This is a genomic window from Actinomyces oris (assembly GCF_001929375.1).
GTDB classification, from domain to species: Bacteria; Actinomycetota; Actinomycetes; order Actinomycetales; family Actinomycetaceae; genus Actinomyces; species Actinomyces oris_B.
This window is the reverse complement of record NZ_MSGO01000001.1, coordinates 29,896-48,633: the sequence shown is the minus strand read 5'-3', so window position 1 is coordinate 48,633 and position 18,738 is coordinate 29,896. Positions and strand designations below refer to the sequence as shown.

Annotated in this window: 13 protein-coding genes and 3 tRNA genes; 11 read left to right on the top strand and 5 right to left on the bottom strand. The window is 70.5% G+C overall.

Translation table 11 applies throughout. The features are described from left to right. Nucleotides 1-62 precede the first annotated feature (62 nt). Entirely contained in the window at nt 63-1,505 is a 1,443-nt protein-coding gene (locus tag BKH32_RS00175; RefSeq protein ID WP_075248072.1) for a mechanosensitive ion channel family protein, read from the bottom strand. A 166-nt stretch (nt 1,506-1,671) separates the two neighbouring features. Between BKH32_RS00175 and BKH32_RS00170 the strand changes: the two genes are divergently transcribed. Both BKH32_RS00170 and BKH32_RS00165 read left to right on the top strand, forming a co-directional pair. Beyond that, nucleotides 1,672-2,001 (top strand): PadR family transcriptional regulator, encoded by a 330-nt coding sequence (locus BKH32_RS00170; RefSeq protein WP_075248071.1) that lies wholly within the window; start codon nt 1,672-1,674, stop codon nt 1,999-2,001. Beyond that, nucleotides 2,001-3,059: a permease prefix domain 1-containing protein gene (locus tag BKH32_RS00165; protein ID WP_081376627.1), complete on the top strand. Its 1,059-nt coding sequence runs from the start codon at nt 2,001-2,003 to the stop codon at nt 3,057-3,059. The genes BKH32_RS00170 and BKH32_RS00165 overlap by 1 nt, the downstream gene beginning before the upstream one ends. Before the next feature lie 75 nt (nt 3,060-3,134). Here BKH32_RS00165 and BKH32_RS00160 read toward each other — a convergent pair. From BKH32_RS00160 to BKH32_RS00150, 3 genes are all read right to left on the bottom strand, one after another. Then, nucleotides 3,135-3,207: transfer RNA gene (locus BKH32_RS00160), tRNA-Phe, on the bottom strand. A 47-nt stretch (nt 3,208-3,254) separates the two neighbouring features. Then, nucleotides 3,255-3,328: transfer RNA gene (locus tag BKH32_RS00155), tRNA-Asp, on the bottom strand. A gap of 38 nt (nt 3,329-3,366) precedes the next feature. Next, nucleotides 3,367-3,439, bottom strand: a tRNA-Glu gene (locus BKH32_RS00150). Between the two features lie 224 nt (nt 3,440-3,663). On the opposite strand from BKH32_RS00150, the gene BKH32_RS00145 reads away from it, so the two are divergent. Both BKH32_RS00145 and BKH32_RS00140 read left to right on the top strand, forming a co-directional pair. After that, the gene (locus BKH32_RS00145) at nt 3,664-4,038 is read left to right on the top strand and encodes a metallopeptidase family protein (protein WP_178384515.1); all 375 of its coding nucleotides are present in this window, start codon (nt 3,664-3,666) and stop codon (nt 4,036-4,038) included. A 69-nt stretch (nt 4,039-4,107) separates the two neighbouring features. Beyond that, nucleotides 4,108-5,436 (top strand): glycoside hydrolase family 3 N-terminal domain-containing protein, encoded by a 1,329-nt coding sequence (locus tag BKH32_RS00140; RefSeq protein ID WP_075248069.1) that lies wholly within the window; start codon nt 4,108-4,110, stop codon nt 5,434-5,436. 84 nt (nt 5,437-5,520) lie between these two features. On the opposite strand, the gene BKH32_RS00135 is transcribed toward BKH32_RS00140, so the two are convergent. After that, nucleotides 5,521-8,520: a hypothetical protein gene (locus tag BKH32_RS00135; RefSeq protein WP_075248068.1), complete on the bottom strand. Its 3,000-nt coding sequence runs from the start codon at nt 8,518-8,520 to the stop codon at nt 5,521-5,523. A gap of 292 nt (nt 8,521-8,812) precedes the next feature. Between BKH32_RS00135 and BKH32_RS00130 the strand changes: the two genes are divergently transcribed. From BKH32_RS00130 to BKH32_RS00100, 7 genes are all read left to right on the top strand, one after another. Beyond that, nucleotides 8,813-9,652 (top strand): ABC transporter ATP-binding protein, encoded by an 840-nt coding sequence (locus tag BKH32_RS00130; protein ID WP_256690106.1) that lies wholly within the window; start codon nt 8,813-8,815, stop codon nt 9,650-9,652. 3 nt (nt 9,653-9,655) lie between these two features. After that, nucleotides 9,656-12,238, top strand: coding sequence for an ABC transporter permease (locus tag BKH32_RS00125; protein WP_075248067.1), 2,583 nt, complete (start codon nt 9,656-9,658; stop codon nt 12,236-12,238). Nucleotides 12,239-12,639: 401 nt separating this feature from the next. Next, nucleotides 12,640-14,508, top strand: coding sequence for an ABC transporter ATP-binding protein (locus BKH32_RS00120; protein ID WP_075248103.1), 1,869 nt, complete (start codon nt 12,640-12,642; stop codon nt 14,506-14,508). Further along, nucleotides 14,508-16,244, top strand: a complete 1,737-nt coding sequence (locus tag BKH32_RS00115; RefSeq protein WP_075248066.1) for an ABC transporter ATP-binding protein — start codon at nt 14,508-14,510, stop codon at nt 16,242-16,244. The genes BKH32_RS00120 and BKH32_RS00115 overlap by 1 nt, the downstream gene beginning before the upstream one ends. Nucleotides 16,245-16,708: 464 nt before the next feature. Further along, a complete protein-coding gene (locus BKH32_RS00110) occupies nt 16,709-17,194 on the top strand; it encodes a phage holin family protein (protein ID WP_075248065.1) in 486 nt (161 codons plus the stop codon). Continuing rightward, nucleotides 17,191-17,682 (top strand): hypothetical protein, encoded by a 492-nt coding sequence (locus BKH32_RS00105; protein WP_075248064.1) that lies wholly within the window; start codon nt 17,191-17,193, stop codon nt 17,680-17,682. The genes BKH32_RS00110 and BKH32_RS00105 overlap by 4 nt, the downstream gene beginning before the upstream one ends. Next, on the top strand, nt 17,679-18,137 hold the full coding sequence (locus tag BKH32_RS00100) for a DUF3618 domain-containing protein (protein WP_075248063.1): 459 nt from the start codon (nt 17,679-17,681) through the stop codon (nt 18,135-18,137). Before BKH32_RS00105 ends, BKH32_RS00100 begins: the two co-directional genes overlap by 4 nt. Nucleotides 18,138-18,738: the final 601 nt, after the last annotated feature.

The window sequence follows — 18,738 nt, the reverse complement described above, 5'->3', positions numbered from 1 at the left end:
GCGTTCACGCAGCGAAAACTCACCCATCCGCTCGGGCGTCGGCCACGTAGCGGCAGCCCGGCTCACCTGGGTCCCAGTCCCCCGCGCCGGGCGCGGTGCAGCAGGGAGCGGCCCATGGCCCGTCCCAGGGTGACGGCCCGCCGGGCTCCCAGACCGTGGGCCGCGCTCTCCCCCTCGGCCTCCGTGGTCACGGCGGCATCGGCCCCGTTTTCCGTAGCGGCCGTGGTGGTGCCGGCGGTCTCGTTCTTCTGCTTGGTGATGATCTCCTCGGCGGCGCGGGCCACCTTCTCGGGGTCGAGGTCATGGGTGACCTCGACCTGCTCGACCTCCACTCGCGTGCGCGGCAGGGCGTAGGGGGCCTCCCGCTGGAGCCAGGTGACCAGCTCCTCGCGCACGTAGGACTTGAGGGCGCCGACATCACCGGGGTTGTCCCCGGTCAGGACGATGCGCACGGTGACGTGACCGCCGACGGCGTCGAAGACCTCGAGGGAGGCCTGGCGCCCGTCCCAGACCGGCGAGGCGGCCACGAGGCGGGCCAGCTCGGCGCGCAGCGAGGCGATGGGCACGCGCCAGTCCAGGTCGAGGGTGAAGAAGCCGGTGGCCTGAGAGCCTCCGCGCGTCCAGTTGGCGAAGGGGTTCTCGGTGAAGTGGGTCGAGGGCAGGATGAGGCGCCGGTCGTCCCAGGTGCGCATGACCACGTAGGTCAGGGTGATCTCCTCGATGGTGCCCTGCTGATCATCGACGACGACGACGTCGTCCACGCGGATGGCGTCGGTGGTGGCCAGCTGGAGGCCGGCGAAGACGTTGCCGAGCATGGAGCGGGCGGCCATACCGGCGATGACGGAGGCCAGACCGGCCGAGGCGAGCAGCGAGCCCATGGCGAACTGGACGCTGGGGAAGGTCATGATGGCGCTGACGAGCCCGGCGATGACGATGATGACCTGGGCGACGCGCCGGATGATCTGGCTCTGAGTGGTCACCCGGTTGGCGCGCCCCTGGTTCCCGCCGGCCTGCGCCCCCTTGACGACGGTGGACTCGATGGCCTTGGCGAAGGCGACGACGAGCCAGGTCACCGAGAAGATGAGGGCGATGGTGACCCCGCGTTCGATGACGACCATCGTCGTGGAGTCGCTCTTGTCGTGCCGCAGCCCGGTCAGGGCGAGCTGGGAGCCCAGGAAGGCCCCGGTCATGGCGCCGACGGCGAAGATGGGCCGGCGCCCGAGCTCCACGATCTCGTGGTACAGGAGGCGGCGCCTGCCCATGAACCTGAGGATCGTCACCACCACGAAAGCGATGACGAGGCCGATGACGGCGCCCAGCCCGGCGTGCCAGGCGATGGTGACCAGGTCGTTCGTCGTCTTGGTCACCGCTTTGACGGTCTCGTCCACGTTGACCTGGGGTATGCCCGTGGGAGTGCTGGTGGGTGCAGGGGTGGGGGTGATGGAGGGACTCGCGCTGGGATCTGCGCTGGGGGTCGCGGGAGGGGTGGTGGCTGCGACGAGCATAGGGCCACCTTAAGCAGCCGGGCTGTACCTGGGCTGTGACGCATGGCCGGCTGTGAGAACCGCACCCCTCCAACACTCGCTTGACGTACTACGTGTGACGTAGTACGTTAGATGCACACAAGGACTTCAGGGACCCGCCACCACGAACCAAGGAAGGAGGGCTCGCATGATCAGCGCAGATGCCATTCGCGGCTACATCGACCTCATCGTCCTGTCCCTGCTCAAGCGGCAGCCGTCCTACGCCTACGACCTGGCCAAGACCATCACCGAGGTCTCCGACGGCGAGTACACCATCAAGCAGACCACCCTCTACACGGCCCTCAAGCGCCTGGAGTCCAGCGGCCTGGCGGTCTCCTACTCGGGAGTCTCCGACTCCGGCAAGTCCCGCACCTACTACCGCCTCACCTCCGAAGGCACCACCCACCTGGCGGCCAAGGTGTCCGAGTGGGAGGACACCAAGACCCTTATCGACCGTTTCGCGAAAGGAGTCCCCTGATGGACGCCATCGAGACCTTCCTCGACGCCATGTTCGCCCCCTACCCGGCCACGCCGCGCCTGACCGAGGCCCGCGCCGAGCTGCACGCCATGATGGAGGACGCCTACAACGACGCCATTGCTCACGGCAAGACCCACAACGAGGCGGTCGGGCAGGTCATCACCGACTTCGGCAACCTTCACGAGCTGGCCCCGGTCCTGGGCATCGCCGCGGATATCCGGCCCGACGCCGAGCCTCAGGCCGCTCCCGCCGCCGGCACCCCGACCGGGCCCAGCCGGCCCGCCTACCCGGTGGTGACGCTGCCCGAGGCCCAGGCCCTGGCCCAGGCCAAGCGGAGCACCGCCTCGACCCTCGCCCATGCGGTCAGCCTCTTCGTCTGCGCCCCGACCGCGCTCATCGTCCTGACAAGCCTGACCGAAGCCGGGCGGCTAGCCATCAGCGACAACACGGCCTCCTTCATCGGCATCGCCTTCGCCCTGCTGCTCGTGGGCCTGGGCGTGGGCATGCTGGTGCAGCGCCGGGCGGCCTTCTCCTCCGTCCATCACCTCATCGAGGGCAAGTTCACCCCGGACCCGGTGGTGACCGCCTGGGCGGTCCGCGAACGCCTCAACCATGAGACGGTTCGCACCCGCCGGCTGACGATCGCGGTCTTCCTGTGGATCGTCTCCGCGCTGCCGATCCTGGCCACCAGCATGCTCGCCCCCGATCATGGACCCCAGTCGGAGCTCTCCAGTATCGGCGTCGCGATCTCGCTGGTCATCATCGCGACGGGCCTGAGCATCTACCTGCCCGCCGCATGGGCGTCCTCCACCTACACGACTCTCACCCACCCCGGCGGCTCCGGCGAGTACTCCTCCCGCAGGTCCGACGGCGAGGAGGACGAGGATCCGTTCGTCGGCTTCGTGGCGAGCATCTACTGGCCGGCCATGGTGGTCATCTACCTGCTGTGGAGCTTCGTCTTCGACGCCTGGGGCATCTCCTGGATCATCTGGCCGGTCTCCGGCCTCCTGTTCGGGATCTTCGCCAGCGCCCGTGCCGCCTGGCGCAGGATGCACTGACCTCCCGCTCCGGGCGGTAACCCGCCCAGCAATGAGCGAAGGCCCGGAACCTTGTGGGTTCCGGGCCTTTCGCAGTGGCTCCGACCGGCGTCGATCCGGTGACCTTTCGATTTTCAGTCGAACGCTCTACCAACTGAGCTACAGAGCCTTGGGATGGAATCGGCCCGACCATTTCTGATCGGACCGACCTTTCCGCGACCTCGACGGGACTTGAACCCGCGACCTCCGCCGTGACAGGGCGGCGCGCTAACCAACTGCGCCACGAGGCCAGTGTGAATTCACTGTGTTATTCACTTGTGCGAATCCGTACCCCCAACGGGATTCGAACCCGTGCTACCGCCGTGAAAGGGCGGGGTCCTGGGCCGCTAGACGATGGGGGCCAGGGGCCTCGACGTCGTCGCGCCTCGAACCGGGATGAACACTAAGGGGACAGTCTTCCGCAGCGCAAATCCCAGGAGCGTGACCCTCCTCACCGCTCGGTCTTCGGCGGGATTCCGGCCCGCGAGGCCTACCGAGCCGGAGCCTGGCGGTCTGGCAGGCTGAGCTCGTGAGCCACGAGCACCACCGGGAGCCGGACCGCGCCCGGCAACCGCAGCCGGCGAGGATGTCGCAGCAGGAGTTCGAGGACGTCGTCGGCGACGCCCTCGACCGGATCCCCGTCGACCTGGCCGAGGTGATGGAAAACGTCGTCGTCCTCGTCCAGGACGAGCCCGACCCGGAGATGCTCACCGAGGAGGACTATGACGACTCCGGCCTGCCCACACTTCTGGGGCTGTACGACGGCGTCCCCCTGACCGAGCGCGACGAGGGCTGGTCCATGGTGCTGCCCGACCGCATCCTCATCTTCCGTGGGCCCTTGGAGCGCTGGTGCCCCAGCCGCGAGGAGCTGGAGGAGGAGATCATCGTGACCGTCATCCACGAGGTGGCCCACCACTTCGGCATCCCCGACGAGCGCCTCCACGAGCTGGGCTGGGAGTAGCACCGGGAGCAGTGCGACAACAGGCCGTCAGAGTCCTGACCTCGCACGCACCCAGGGACCTGCCTTAGTGTGGCCGGCATGAACGACCGTCATCGGCCTGACACTCCGAGCGCAGGGAAGCCTTCCGCCCCCGCTGTTCCCAGCCGGCTCCCGCCGCATCACGTGAGCCGGCGACCAGTGCTCCTGGCGGCCCTCCTGGGCGCCGGCTCCCTGGCGGGATGCTCCCTGATCCCCGGCTCCTCGTCGACCGGCGGCTCCTCGCCCAGCGCGCAGCCCAAGACCCCGGAACCGGCTCCGTCGAGCGCCTCCCCCTCGCCCACCGCGGCCGCGAGCGCGGCGCCGTCGACCACCGCGACGGCCACCGACGGAGCGCTGGCGGGTTGGAGCCTGGAGGAGAAGGTCGGCCAGCTCATCATGGTCGGGGTGGACGCCGCCGCCCCCAAGCAGTCCTCCAGCCAGGCCGTCGACACCCACCACGTCGGCAACATCTTCATCGCCGGCCGCACCACGGCGGGCAGCCAGGCGACCCAGAAGGTCATCGCCTCCTTCACCGGCAAGGTCGGCCCGGGCACGACCCACGCCGCCCCGATGCTCGTGGCCACTGACCAGGAGGGCGGTGAGGTCCAGGTCCTGTCCGGCGCGGGCTTCTCCGACATCCCCTCGGCGATGGATCAGTCGGCCCAGCCGCGCGAGCAGCTGGTGGCCGCGGCACGCACCTGGGGCAAGGAGCTGGCCGACGTCGGCGTCAACATGAACCTGGCCCCGGTGGCCGACCTGGTCGACATCTCCCGGCCGGCCTCCAACGACCCCATCGGCCGCTGGGGGCGGGAGTACGGCCACGACGCCGCCACCGTCTCCTCCCAGGCCGGCGCCTTCGCCGAGGGGATGCAGGCATCGAAGGTCATCCCCACCTACAAGCACTTCCCGGGACTGGGGCGGGTGAAGGACAACACGGACACCTCCGCGGGTGTCGTCGACGCCACCACGAGCCGCCTGCCCGACGCCGCCGTCGGCGTCTTCGCCAACGCCATCGCCGCCGGCGCGCAGGTCATCATGGTCTCCTCGGCGACGTACTCGCTCATCGATCCTTCGGCGCCGGCGGTCTTCTCCTCGACGATCGTCACCGACATGCTGCGCACGGAGATGGGCTTCTCCGGGGTGGTCATCACCGACGACGTCTCCGCCGCCGTCCAGGTCCAGGACGTGGGCGCGGGCGATCGGGCCGTGCGGGCGATCCGGGCCGGTTGCGACCTCGTGCTGGCCTCGGCGGACCCGACGGTGGCCGCGGACATGGTCAAGGCCCTGATCGCCGCCGCCCAGGCCGACCCGGCCTTCGCGGCGCGGGTGGACGAGTCGGCCACGCGGGTGCTGAACCTGAAGAAGAACCTGCAGTCCTGAAGCGCGCCGAGATGCGCATCGGCCCGCCTTGAGCCAGTGGCTCAAGGCGGGCCGATCAGGTTCTCAGGCGATCCGGCTCACGTCTCAGCGGAGCTTGGTGGTGCCCTGCGATGTTCCGTTGGACTCGATGCGCTTGGCCAGGCAGTGTTCGGAGTCGTAGCCCTGGGCGTCGCACCAGGCGTTGGCCTGGTCGGCTTCATTGAAGCGCTCACCCTGCAGGGTCACCCACCAGCCGCTGACGTCGTAGACCGGCCATTGACTGGTGTCGATGATGACGGCATTGGGGTTGGACTGCCGTGTCCTGAGGTACTCGGCGAGGATTGAGCGATTGGTCCAGGTCTGCCCGTCGGCCACCAGGCCGACCTTCTTGGAGGACAGCTGCGGGGTCCACTTGCCCCGCATGTTGTTCATGACGATGGGGTAGTCGTGCTTGATCTGCCACTGGATGGCGTCCCCGGCGGCCTGCTCGTCCTGCGCCTCCTGGTTGGCGTTGGAGCTCGTTGAGGAGGCGATGGTCATCGGGGAGTTCGTCGAGCTCTTCGCGGTGGCGCTGGTTGAGGTGCCGCGGTCGAAGGTGGGCCTGACCGACAGTCCATTGAGGTCGAGGTCCTTGGCGGTGCGGAAGTAGTGCTCCTCGCCGAAGCGCAGCGTCACGGTCCGTCCGCCGTTGGGGATGATGAGCGGGTCGCTGGAGAGGTCGAAGGTTCCCGAGGCCACGAGGTGGTCGATGTCGGCTCCGCCGGTGGGGCTGGTGGAGCTGTAGACGAGGACCTGGCTGGATGATCCGGCCAGGAAGTCGCCCTCGGCGCAGGAGGTCGTCATGGTGCCCTGGACCTTGAGCTCGCCCTGGCCGTCCTCCACCGAGGTGATTGTGAAGGTCGGCATGCTGGAGCAGGCCTTGACCGAGCCCGAGGGTAGGGCTGACGCGGTCGACGTGGCCGCGGCGTCGACCTGGCCGTTCTGCTTGCCATCCTTGTCGCTGTTGCTGTCGGCCTTGTCCTGGGAGGTGTCGGAGGAGTCGTCGCCCTTGCCCTTGTGGGCGAAGTAGTTGCCGGCCCACAGACCGCCTCCGCCGACGATGACCAGCAGGAGGACCACGATGATCGCGACCAGGCGCCCGGTGCTGGATGTCGACGGCTGATTCCGCTGAGGAGGTGGCATCTGGGCCATCATCTGGGGGCCGAACATGTCCAGCTCCACGGCCGGTTGAGCGGCGGAGAAGCCCGACGGCGCTCCGCTGGGGGTCTCGGCCCAGGCGGCGATGTCCTCGGCCGACGGGGGCGGGGGCACGGGGAGGGCCACTGACTCGGCCGAGCCCGCGGCGGGAGCTGCCGAGCCCGCTGCCCAGCCGGTGGCCGCAGCCACGGACTGGGCTGCGGCCTGAGCTGCGGCCGTGAAGTCAGTCGTGTCAGCCGAGTCGACCTCGTGCCACTGCGATGCGGGGGCGAGGACGGCCGGGGCGTTGTCGACGGCTTCCTCAGCCGACTCGTCGGCGGCGTCCTCAGCGGCTTCCGGCTCTGCGTCGGGATCGGTGACAGCCGCCGACTCCGTGACCTGCGCGTCCTCGGCCGCGTCAGCGCCCTCGGCACTCCCCTCACCGTCAGACTCGCCAGAGTCGTCATCGGCGCCCACGGCCTCGTCGGCCGCGGCGTCCTCGACGCTATCCGAGGCTTCATCATCAGGCTCATCAGTCCCCGACTCCTGAGCCTCGTCGGCAGCGGTCTCCGCATCGGGCTCAGTGGCAGCCTCAGCTGAGGAGTCCGCAGACTCCGGGCCTCGCACCCCCTCAACCGCTTCGGTGTCCTCGGAGTCCTCAATGGGCTCCTCCGTCCCCGACTCACCACCGGCCTCGCCAGAGTCGTCATCGGTGCCCTCGGCGTGCTGGTCCTCCGAGGTCTGGTTCTCAGCCTCGTCGTCCTCAGCGCCCCCGGCTTCCTCAACGCCATCCTCAGCCTTGTCATCAGGCTCATCGGTCCCCGACTCCTGGGCCTCGTCGGCGGCGTCCTGCGCATCGGGATCGGTGGCAGCCTCAGCCGAGGAGTCCGCAGACTCCGGGCCTCGCACCCCCTCAACCGCTTCGGTGACCTCGGAGTCCTCAAGGGGCTCCTCCGTCCCCGACTCACCACCGGCCTCGCCAGAGTCGTCGGCATCCACGCCCTCATCGGCGGCGGCGTCCTCAGCCGCATCAGCGGACTCAACGCCACGCTCATCGGCCGCGGCGTCCTCGGCGTGCTGGTCCTCCGAAGCCTGGCTCTCAGCCTCGTCGTCCTCAGCGCCCCCGGCTTCCTCGGTGGACTCCTCTGTCTCCTGCTCGTCACCGGCCTCGCCAGAGTCGTCGGCATCCACGCCCTCATCGGCGGCGGCGTCCTCGTCGGCGGCGGCGTCCTCGACACCACCCTCGGCTTCATCATCAGGCTCATCGGTCCCCGACTCCTGAGCCTCGTCGGCTGCGGTCTCCGCATCGGGATCGGTGGCAGCCTCAGCTGAGGAGTCCGCAGACTCCGGGCCTCGCACCCCCTCAACCGCTTCGGTGTCCTCGGAGTCCTCAATGGGCTCCTCCGTCCCCGACTCACCATCGGCCTCGCCAGAGTCATCGGCATCCACGGCCTCATCGGCGGCATCCTCAGCCGCATCAGCGGGCTCAGCACTCCCCTCACCGGCGGCATCCGAGGGCTCCGAGCCACTCTTCTCGGCCGGCTCGGACTCATCAGCGGCCTCGTCCTCCTCCGCCAGCGTGCCGCCGTCTTCAGCCGGCTCAGCCGGCTCCGGGCTCTCCTGAGCGAGAGCGGGAACCACGGTGGGCTCGCCGCCCGCAGCCCCCACCGTGCCCACAGCGTCAGCGGCATCGGGCGCCGCGTCGTCGGTCAGGTAGCCGCGCGCCCGAAGGTTGGCCAGAACCTCGGCGTTCTCGGTACTGGCCAGCCAGCCGAGCAGGTCGGGATAGGTCGCGGGGTTGGTCGACAGCGGCCCCCACAGGTCTGGCCGGCTCTGCGCGATCGCGGCCTGCAGGGCCTGGTCCGGAGTCTGAGCGGCGACCGCCGCATCGGCCTGGTGCGCCGCCATCATGAGCTGAACCGGGTCCATTCAGAGCCTTTCCGGGAGAACGTATGGGTGACCTCGACTGATCGGACTCGTCGCCAACCCATCCTGGGTCCTTCACCAGGCTCCGATCATCCCCGATGGTAGTCACGAATCGCTTGAAAAGTATGAAAACGGATTCAGCCGCGTCCAACACCCGAATCCTCCATGCGCCCCCGTCCACCCTCGTCTCAGGGATGTCCCCGACCTTGGGTCAGGGTCGGGCCTCCACACGCTCAGGGGACCTGTCCTCCGCCAGGAGGATTCGCGTGCCCCATACCACTGTCAGACTGAACCTATGAGTAGCTCCGCCCCCGTCGCCGCATCCTCCGTCCTCACACCTCACCATCCGGTGGATGACCCCGTGGTCTCCGCACGCAACCTCTCCAAGATCTACGGCCGTGGATCGGGAGCCGTCATAGCACTCGACTCCGTCAACGTCGACATCGCCCGAGCCCGTTTCACCGCCATCATGGGGCCGTCCGGCTCCGGCAAGTCCACACTCATGCACTGCCTGGCCGGCCTGGACTCGATCACCTCCGGGGAGATCATGCTCGACGGCGACATGGTCTCCTCCATGAGTCAGCGTCGCCTCACCCGCCTGCGCCGCGAGCGCATCGGCTTCATCTTCCAGTCCTTCAACCTGGTCCCCACCCTCACGGCGGCGGAGAACATCACCCTGCCCCTGGATATCGCCCGTAAGAAGGTCAACCCGCAGCGCTTCGACCAGGTGATCGACGCCGTCGGTCTCAGGGAACGCCTGTCCCACCGGCCTGCCGAGCTCTCCGGCGGCCAGGTCCAGCGCGTGGCCTGCGCCCGGGCGCTCGTGGGCGAGCCGGCGGTCGTCTTCGCCGATGAGCCCACCGGGAACCTGGACTCCGTCTCCACCGACCAGGTCCTGGAGATCCTGCGCCGCAGCGTCGACGACCTGGGGCAGTCGGTGGTCATGGTGACTCACGAGCCGGAGGCGGCCGCCTGGGCCGACACCATTGTCTTCCTGCGCGACGGCCGCGTCGTCGCCCAGCTGGACGAGCCCGACCGCGACCGGGTCCTGGACGCCCTGCGCGAGCTGAGCGAGACCGAGCCAGCCCCCGCAGCCAGTGCCCCACACCCCGACCAGGCCGCCGAGGGGGCCTGAGCCGTGAGACGAGTCGCCTGGCGCTCCGTACGCGCCCACGCCAAACAGTTCTTCCTGACCACCTTCGCCGTCATGCTCGGGGTGGCGTTCCTGTCGGGCACGCTCGCCCTGCGAGCCTCCATGTCGGAGACCTTCTCCAAGCTGCTGTCCTCCACCGTCACCTCCGACCTGTACGTCCAGGGCCCCAAGATCGCCGGCAACGGCAACAACGGCTCGTCGAAGTCCCTGCCGACCCAGCCCATCGACAGCGCCCTGACCGAGAAGATCAAGCGGATCGACGGCGTCGAGGCAGCCAACCCCGGCGCCCAGATGGTCGGGGTCCTCGTGGGCGCCAACGACGCCCCGGTGACCACCACCGGCGCCCCCACGCTCTTCATACCGCTGTATGACAACGAGAAGGGCCTGACCTGGGTCCAGGGCCGCAAGCCTCAAGGCGCCGGTGAGATCACCCTGGAGTCCGGGGCCCTGAAGACCTCCGGCCTCAAGGTCGGGGACAAGACGCACATCGTGGTGCAGGGATCGCCCAGCGAGGTCACCGTGGTCGGCGAGTTCCACTACGAGTCGTCCATGGCCAGCGCGACGGTCGTGGGGGTGGATCCGAACTGGCTCATGCCCATCGCCGCCCCGGACGGGAAGGTGACGATCATCTCCGTCGATGTCGCTCAGGGCGCCTCGGTGGAGACGGTCAAGTCCGAGATCGCCAAGGTCCTTCCCGACGGCGCGCGGGTCCAGACCCGGGCCGAGGTCATCAAGGAGCAGAACAAGACCATTGAGGAGCAGCTGGGCTTCGTCCAGGTCTTCCTGCTGGTCTTCGTCGTCGTCGCCATGTTCGTGGGCTCCTTCATCATCATGAACTCCTTCGCGATGAGCGTGCGTCAGCGGGTCAAGGAGTTCGCCCTCCTGCGGGCGGTCGGGGCCTCGCCCGCCTCGGTGTTCGGCGTGGTGTTCCTGCAGGCGGTCGTCATCGGCGTCGTCGGCTCCGCCCTGGGCGTGGCCGCGGGCGCGGGGCTGCTGGCCGGACTGTCCGCGATGCTCGACGCCGCAGGCATGCCACTGCTGGAGGGCACAGGCCTGAGCGGGCGGATCATCGCGGTATCACTGACGGTGGGGCTGGCCGTCACCGTCGTCGGCGCCCTGCTGCCGGCGCGGGAGGCCGCCCTGACCCACCCGGTCGAGGCCATGCGCGGTGTGTCGGGCTCCCGGGAGAAGTCCCTGGTGCTGCGCACGATCCTGGGCGGGCTGCTGCTGGCGGCCGGAGCGGCCGCGATCGCCGCCGCGTGGGTGAACGCGGACCTGGCGCAGCGCGGCCTCATCATGGGGCTGGGCGCGGGCGGCACGGTCCTGGGACTGCTCATCGTCTCCCCGACCCTGGCCCGCCCGGTGGTGGCCGTGCTGGGTCTGCCCTTCCGGCTGCTGCGGCCCGCCGGGCGCCTGGCGGTGCGCAACATCGTCCACAACCCGCGCCGCACGGCCAACACCTCCGGCGCCCTCATGGTGGGCATGGCCCTGGTGTGCGCCGGCGCCACGCTGGCCGCCTCCTTCCAGGCCTCGACCGCCGACGAGATCGACAAGTCCCTCAAGGCCGACCTCGTGGTCCAGCCCGCCACCGTCGGCAGCCTGAGCACCCGGCTGTCAGCCGACAAGGCCAAGAAGATCGCCGCGATCGACGGGGTCAAGGAGACCTCCTCCTACTCCCTCTACGCCGACGCCGTCACCAAGCCCGACGGCACCCAGAACCCCACCGCCACCGTCATCGTCGTCGAGCCCGGCACCTACTCCAAGGCCTACGACGTCTCCACGACCGCCGGGTCCATGAAGGACCTGGACGCCACCCACGTGGCCGCGAAGAAGGACGAGGGCCTCAAGCTGGGGGACAAGGTCTCCATCACCGGCCCCAACGGGTCGGTTGAGGCCACGGTCGGCGCCGTCGTCGACCCGAAGGGAACCAGCGGCAACTACTACGTCGCCCCCGAGGTGGCGGCGGCGGTGGGCTCCTGGAACTCACCGGGCACCAGCACGGACCCGACCCACGTCCTGGACTCGCCGATGGGCATGCTCCTGACCCTCGACGAGGGCACCGACCTCGACACGGTACGGAACAAGGCCCGCGACATCGTGGCCGACACCTACCAGTACGCGGTACGCGACGCCGACGAGATCTCCGACCAGGTCGGCCAGCAGATCAACCAGATGCTCGCCGTCCTCTACGGCCTGCTGGGTCTGAGTATCGCCATCGCCATCCTGGGCATCGTCAACACCCTGGTGCTCTCGGTCTCCGAGCGCACCCGGGAGATCGGGCTCATGCGCGCCGTCGGCCTGGGCAAGGCCCAGCTGTCCGGGGAGATCATCACCGAGTCGGTCCTCACCTCCCTGTACGGCACCGTGCTGGGCGGGGCGACCGGGGTGGTCCTGGCCTCCGCCCTCAAGGAGGTCCTGGAGGATCGGGGGCTGACGAGCCTGAGCATCCCCTGGGGCCAGATGGTGGGCATGCTCGTGCTCTCCGTGGTGGTCGGCGTCATCGCGGCCCTGTGGCCGGCGCTGCGCGCCTCCCGGATTCCCGTCCTGGACGCCATCGCCACCGAGTGAGCCGAGTGAGCCCGGCGCGGACGGCGAGGCAGCCGCGTCAGGCGGGCCCCGCCCAGTACCGTCCACTCAACCGCTGGCGCCTGACGGCGACAGTCGGCGGGGCCGACTCACCCAGCCGGCGCTGGAGGAGTCCCGGCCCCGCCACGCTCGGCGCCCCGGCCGACCCCCGCGACGGGGGCGGGCCGGGGCGCCGGTACGTCTGCGCGGCCCGCCCGACAGGCGCTCGGGCCGCGCCCGGCTGACATTCCCGCGCCCGGTATCTTCCTTGTCACCGCCTCTCCCCCCTGCCGCAGCCGTTTCAGCTCCGATAGCCTCGTTCGATCATGCCCGAACCGTCCTCCCGGTCGTTCCCGACCGTCCCGGCAGCGCTGTCCGCCCTGACCGCTCGGCCCCTGCAGTCCATGACCCCCGACGCCCCACTGCCCCACCCCCCGTCCCTCGGGGCCGGGGCGCTTCTGCGCTGGCTGCTGCGCCGCGCCGCCGTCCCGGTGGCCCTGGCGACCCTGGCGGCCTGCACCTCCAACACCATCCAGGCGATCGTGCCGGCCTTCCTGGGGCAGGCCCTGGACGCCGGGATCGAGAACGGCCTCAACGGCCGCGTCTGGGGCATCGGCGCCCTGCTGCTGGTGCTGTTCGTCGTCTACGCCGTCGGGGACACGATGCTGTCCTACTTCGGGGTGACGGCCTGGATGCGCACCGCCTTCGACGTCGACCGGCTCGTGGGCCGCCAGATCTCCGCCACGGGCAAGGACCTGTCCCGGCAGGTCTCCACCGGTGAGGTCGCCACCATCATCGCCTCCGACGCCGACTACCTGGGCAAGCTCATCGAGTACCTGCCGGCCCTGCTGGGGGCGGCGGCCAGCTTCATCGTCGTGGCCGTCCTCATGCTGCGCACCTCGGTGAGCCTGGGGCTCATCGTCATCCTGGGCATGCCGCTGGTGGCCGCGATCGTCACCCTGGTCATCCGCCCCCTGCAGAAGCGTCAGGCCGTCCAGCGCGAGGCCCAGTCCGCGGTCACCACGATCACCACGGACACGGTGGCGGGTCTGCGGATCCTGCGGGGCATCGGCGGGGAGGACGTCTTCGCCCGCCGCTACCGGGACGCCTCCCAGGAGCTGCGGCGCCGCGGCGTCGAGGTGGCCTCCTCCCAGGCCACCCTCATGACCCTCCAGGTGCTGCTGCCCGGGCTCTTCGCCGCCATCGTCGTGTGGGTGGCGGCGCGCATGGCCGTGGCCGGTAGCCTCACCCCCGGCGGGCTCATCACCTTCTACGGCTACACCGCCTACCTGTCCTGGCCGCTGTGGGTGTTCACCAGCTCCGTGCAGGACTACACCCGGGCCGTCGTCGGCGCCCGGCGCCTGAGCCGCCTGCTGGAGGTGGCGCCGGCCGCCGGCAGCCTCGTGGAGCGCCTCAGCCTCGACCCGGCCGCCGCCCACGCGATCAGCGGCGACCTGGTGGACACCGGCAGCGGCCTGCGCCTCAAGGAGGGGCGCATGACGGCCCTCGTGTGCCCCGACCCGCAGGTCTCCGCCGAGCTGGCCACGCGCCTGGGGCGTTTCATCGACGCCGGCCCCACCGTGACCCTGGCGGGTCGGCCGCTGACCACCATGCCCTTGGAGCAGGTGCGCTCCAGCATCGTCGTGTCCGGCGCCACCGCCCAGCTGTTCACCGGGACCCTGCGTGAGGCCCTCGACGTGCGCGGCGGCCCCGCCCCTCAGCCGGCGGGCCTTGAGGACCTCGTGCGCGCCGAGACCGAGCGCACCACCGGGGCCGACGTCGACCAGCAGGTCCGCGCCCAGGAGCGCGAGGCGCCCGGCGACGACCGGCTCATCGAGGCCATCGGGATCGCCGACGCCGGCGACGTCCTGACCTCGCTGAGCGAGGGCCTGGCCGGGATGATCACCGAGAAGGGCCGGTCCCTGTCCGGCGGGCAGCGTCAGCGCGTGGCCCTGGCCCGGGCGCTGCTGACCGAGGCGCCCACGCTCGTGCTCATCGAGCCGACCTCCGCCCTGGACTCCCACACCGAGGCCCGGGTGGCCGCCCAGGTGCACCAGGCCCGCGCCGGGCGCACGACCGTCGTCGTGACCGCCTCGCCGCTGGTCCTGGAGGCCTGCGACGAGGTCGTCCTCCTCGACTCCAGCGGGACCGAGCTCCTGCGCTCCACGCACCGCGAGCTCATGGCCATGGCCCGCGCCGGCCACGCGCAGGCGGCCGGCTACCGCGCCGTCGTCTCACGGGCCATGGGCGAGGACGCGGAGGCGAGCTGCTGATGGCGCTTCCCGTCGCGCCCGGGCCGATCGCCCTGCGCAAGACCTTCCGGATCATGGCCTCCTACCGGGGGCGCTTCGCCGTCGTCCTGGCCCTCCAGATCACGGCGGTCCTGTCCACGCTCGTGGCCCCCCAGCTGCTGGGGCGGCTGGTCGGACGGGTCTCGGCGGGGCGGGCCGACGCCGGCTACGTGGACCGGATCGTGCTGACCATCATCGCGGTCACGCTCGTGGGCGCGCTCATCAACCGCTTCGCCCAGAAGCACGCCCGCACCCTGGGCGAGTCGGTCTTCGCCGAGCTGCGCGAGCGCATGATGAACCGGGTGGTGCACCTGCCGCTGAGCGCCGTGGAGTCCGCCGGCACCGGCGACCTCGTGGGGCGCACCACCACCGACGTCTCCCGCATCGAGTTCCTGGTGCGAGTGGGGATCCCCCAGATCCTCGTGTGCGTGGTGACGATCGTCTTCACCCTCCTGGCCGCCGCCGTCGCCGACCCCCTCCTGGCGCTCGGGCTGCTCGTCATCGCCCCGCCCGTGTGGTCGATGATGCGCTGGTACCTGCCGATCTCCATCCCCGCCTACCGGGCCGAGTCGGCCGCCCAGGCCCGCCTCAACGGGGCAGTCTCCGAGACGGTCGAGCACGCCGAGACCGTGGACGCACTGGGCATCGGGGCGCGCCGCGAGCGGGCCATCATGGCCTCCATCAAGGAGGCCTGGTCCCTGGAGCGCTACACGGCCGCGCTGCGGGTGCGCCTGTTCATGGTGCTCGACGTCGCCTGGCGGGCGCCCGTCGTCGTCATCCTCCTGTGGGGCGGGTTCCTGGCCGGCCGCGGCTACGCGACCCTGGGGGCGATCACCACGGTGGCCCTCTACTCCATGGAGCTGCGCAAGCCGGTGGGCCAGCTCATGTTCTGGATCGACCAGGTCCAGATCGCCCAGGCCTCCCTGTCCCGCATCCTGGGGGTGGAGGAGGTCCCCGACGACCGCACCCCCACCGGCCAGGAGCCCGAGGGCACGCGGATCGTGCTTCACGACGTGCGCTTCTCCTACCGGGAGGGCGTCGAGGTGCTCCACGGGATCGACCTGGAGCTCGTGCCCGGGGAGCGGCTGGCCGTCGTCGGGCCCTCGGGGTCGGGCAAGTCCACGCTGGGGCGGATGCTGGCGGGCATCAACCCGCCCACCTCCGGGAGCGTCACCGTGGGCGGGGTGGCGCTGACGGACCTGACCGAGGACGAGCTGCGCCGCCACGTGGCCCTGGTGACCCAGGAGCACCACGTGTTCGTCGGCACCGTGGCGGACAACGTGCGCCTGGGGCGGCCGGGCGCCTCCGATGGCACGATCCGCGAGGCCGTTGAGGCCATCGGGGCCGATGCCTGGGTGGACGGGCTGCCCGAGGGGATGGACACGATGGTCGGCTCGGGGCACCTCGAGCTCAGCCCCGCCCAGGCCCAGGAGGTGGCGCTGGCCCGGCTGGTGCTGCTGGACCCGCACACGCTCATCCTGGACGAGGCCACCTCACTGCTGGACCCGCGCGCCGCCCGCACCCTGGAGCGGACCCTGTCCACGGCGCTGGCCGGGCGCACCGTCATCGAGGTGGCCCACCGCCTCTACACGGCCGCCGACGCCGACCGGGTCGCCGTCGTCATGGACGGGCGGATCGTGGAGCTCGGCAGCCACGACGAGCTCGTGGCCCTCGGCGGGGAGTACGCGAGCCTCTGGCAGGCCTGGAACCAGGAGTAGCCGGGCAGCGGGGCGGAACGTGCCGACGCCGTGCGCCGGCCCGGTCCGCGCCGTCGGCCCGGTCCGGGCGGCCCTGCCGGTCAGGGCGACTCTGTCGGTCCGAGCCCTCGGCACCCTCCAGGCCAACCTGCCAGTCCGCGCCGTCGGCCCGGTCCGAGCCCTCGACATTCTCCAGGCGGCTCTGTCGGTCAGGCCCTCCACACCCTCCAGCCGCCCTGCCGATCCGGGCCGCCCTGCCGATCCGGACGTCCCGCCTTATGCTGGCAGCTGCCCTCCGTAGATCGCCGGTGGCGAAAGCCGGTCCCCATATCCCAAACCTACAAACCCGCCCGGGCCTGCGTTGTTCCACGATGGCGCACGCTATGAGATTCTTGGGTCAGCGGGTCGTCCCACTGTCGCGATCCCGCCGCCTTGCAGTCAGTCGATTGCACTCGACGCCGCACCTCACACAAGAAGGTCCGTTCATGCCCAACAACCAGCCACCTCCCCCGCCGTCGCAGGCGACGCCGTCGGCCTCCGCCACGCCTCCTCGGGGAGCCGGCAGCGCCCAGCCCACGCTGGGCGAGCTCATCGCCCGTATCTTGGAGAACATCTCGGCGCTGGTGCGCGGCGAGATCGACCTGGCCAAGGTCAAGGGGCAGCGCATGGCCAAGGAGATGAAGCCGGCCGCAGTGCTGCTCGGTGGCGCGGGGGTCCTGGCCCTGTTCGCCTTCGGACTGATGCTCGGATCGCTCACGGTGGGGCTGTCCCACATCATGCCGCTATGGGCGGCCTTCCTCGTGATAGCCCTGATCCTCACGGTGGTAGCCGTGCCGATGGCCCTGGTCGGCGTCAAGCGGCTCAAGGCAGCCAAGGAGAACGCCCCCGCGCCGCAGGAGGGGCTGCTGGAGTCGGTCAAGGTCGTCAAGGACGCCATCGCATCGGGCAGGGAGAGGGGGAACGCCCAGTGAGCGCCAACACCGCCCCCGAAGCCAAGCCGTCCGCCGCTGCACCGGTTCAGGCCCCGGCACCGGCCGATGACGCGCTCCTCTCCGATATGGAGGCCCGCCGCAAGGCGCTGGCCGTCGACATCGACGAGCTCGCTGCGCGCCTGGTGCCGGACAACCTGACCAAGATGGTCAAGCTCAAGGCCAGGCAGAAGGTCGAGGACCTGCGCGGCCAGGCCCTCGGGAAGGCCGAGGACGCTGTCGGGCAGGTCAAGAACCGTCTGACATCGCTGGTCGGCGGCGGCACCGACCCCAACGGCGGTGTCGACTCCTACGAGCCCGGCACGCTGACCCTCGGTCAGCGCGTCTCCCGCCTGTTCGACGACGCCCGCGACGGCGACCCCGCCTCCTTGGGGATCGTCACGGTTGCGGGGATCGCCCTGGCCGGTTTGAGCGTGACGGCGACCGTCGCCGCGGTCAAGGCCTTCCGCGCCCGGGCGGGCAGGGCATGACCAGCGGGCAGCGGGCCGACGGCCCCGGCGGCGAGGCCGCCGGGGCCGGGTCACGGGCCGCAGGGGCTGGGCCGCTGAGCCCCGAGCAGATCGAGGAGCGGCTGCGCGCCCAACGCGCGGCCCTGGCGGCGAGCGTCGATGAGTTCGCCTCCCGGGCCGACCCGCGCACACAGGCGAGGGAGGCCGGGGAGCATCTGCGCGAGCAGGCGAGCGCCAAGGTCGACCACCTGCGTGAGCAGGCTGCGGCCGGGGCCGACCGGTTGCGCGAGGAGGCGGTGGCCGGCGCCGGCCGACTGCGCGAGGAGGCCCGCAGGCTGGCCGAGCAGGCGGAGGAGACCTGGGAGCGCGCCAAGCAGGGTGACTCCGAGGCGACCTCCGCGCTTGCCAAAGCGGCCGCCGTCGCCGGGGGCGTGGTGACTGCCGGCGTCGTCCTGGCCCGCCTCGCCCGCCGCTGACACAGAACCACCCGTCGAGGACGCACCATCGGGCTCGCGGACTGCGCCCCCGGGAGCAGTCCTCAGCCCCTAAGGTGCGTCCTCGCGTCACGCCGGCACCCCGGCATACTCCTGCACCGGGAGCCAGCCGGTCCGCATCGGAAACTGCGATTTCTGTCGGGGACGTACTTCTCCCCCAGATGACTGCGTTCAAACCCCAGTGATCTGCAGGAGAACGCAGTCCTCGATCGCAAAGTACGTCCCCAGCACAGAACATAGCCCCGCCCCAGGTGCCGAGCTCGCTCATCTCGTGATGACATCCGTAAGACCCCCGAGGACGCACACCTCCAAGCACGCCGAGCACCAAGGGCCCGGCCGTCTTGGAAGCCCTGCCCATCGACTGCACCAAGCACCGCAACACCATCTGCCGATGGATGCACCTCCCCCTGCAGCCACGCCGCCCACCCGCTGAGGACGCACCATCGGGCCTCGCGGGCTGCATCCCTGACATCAGTCCTCGGGCCCTAAGGTGCGTCCTCGCGGTTCAGTCGGTCAGGGCCGCCGCCCGTGCGCCCGTGCGCCCGTGCGCCCGCGCGTCCGTCAGGGCTGCCACCCTCGCACA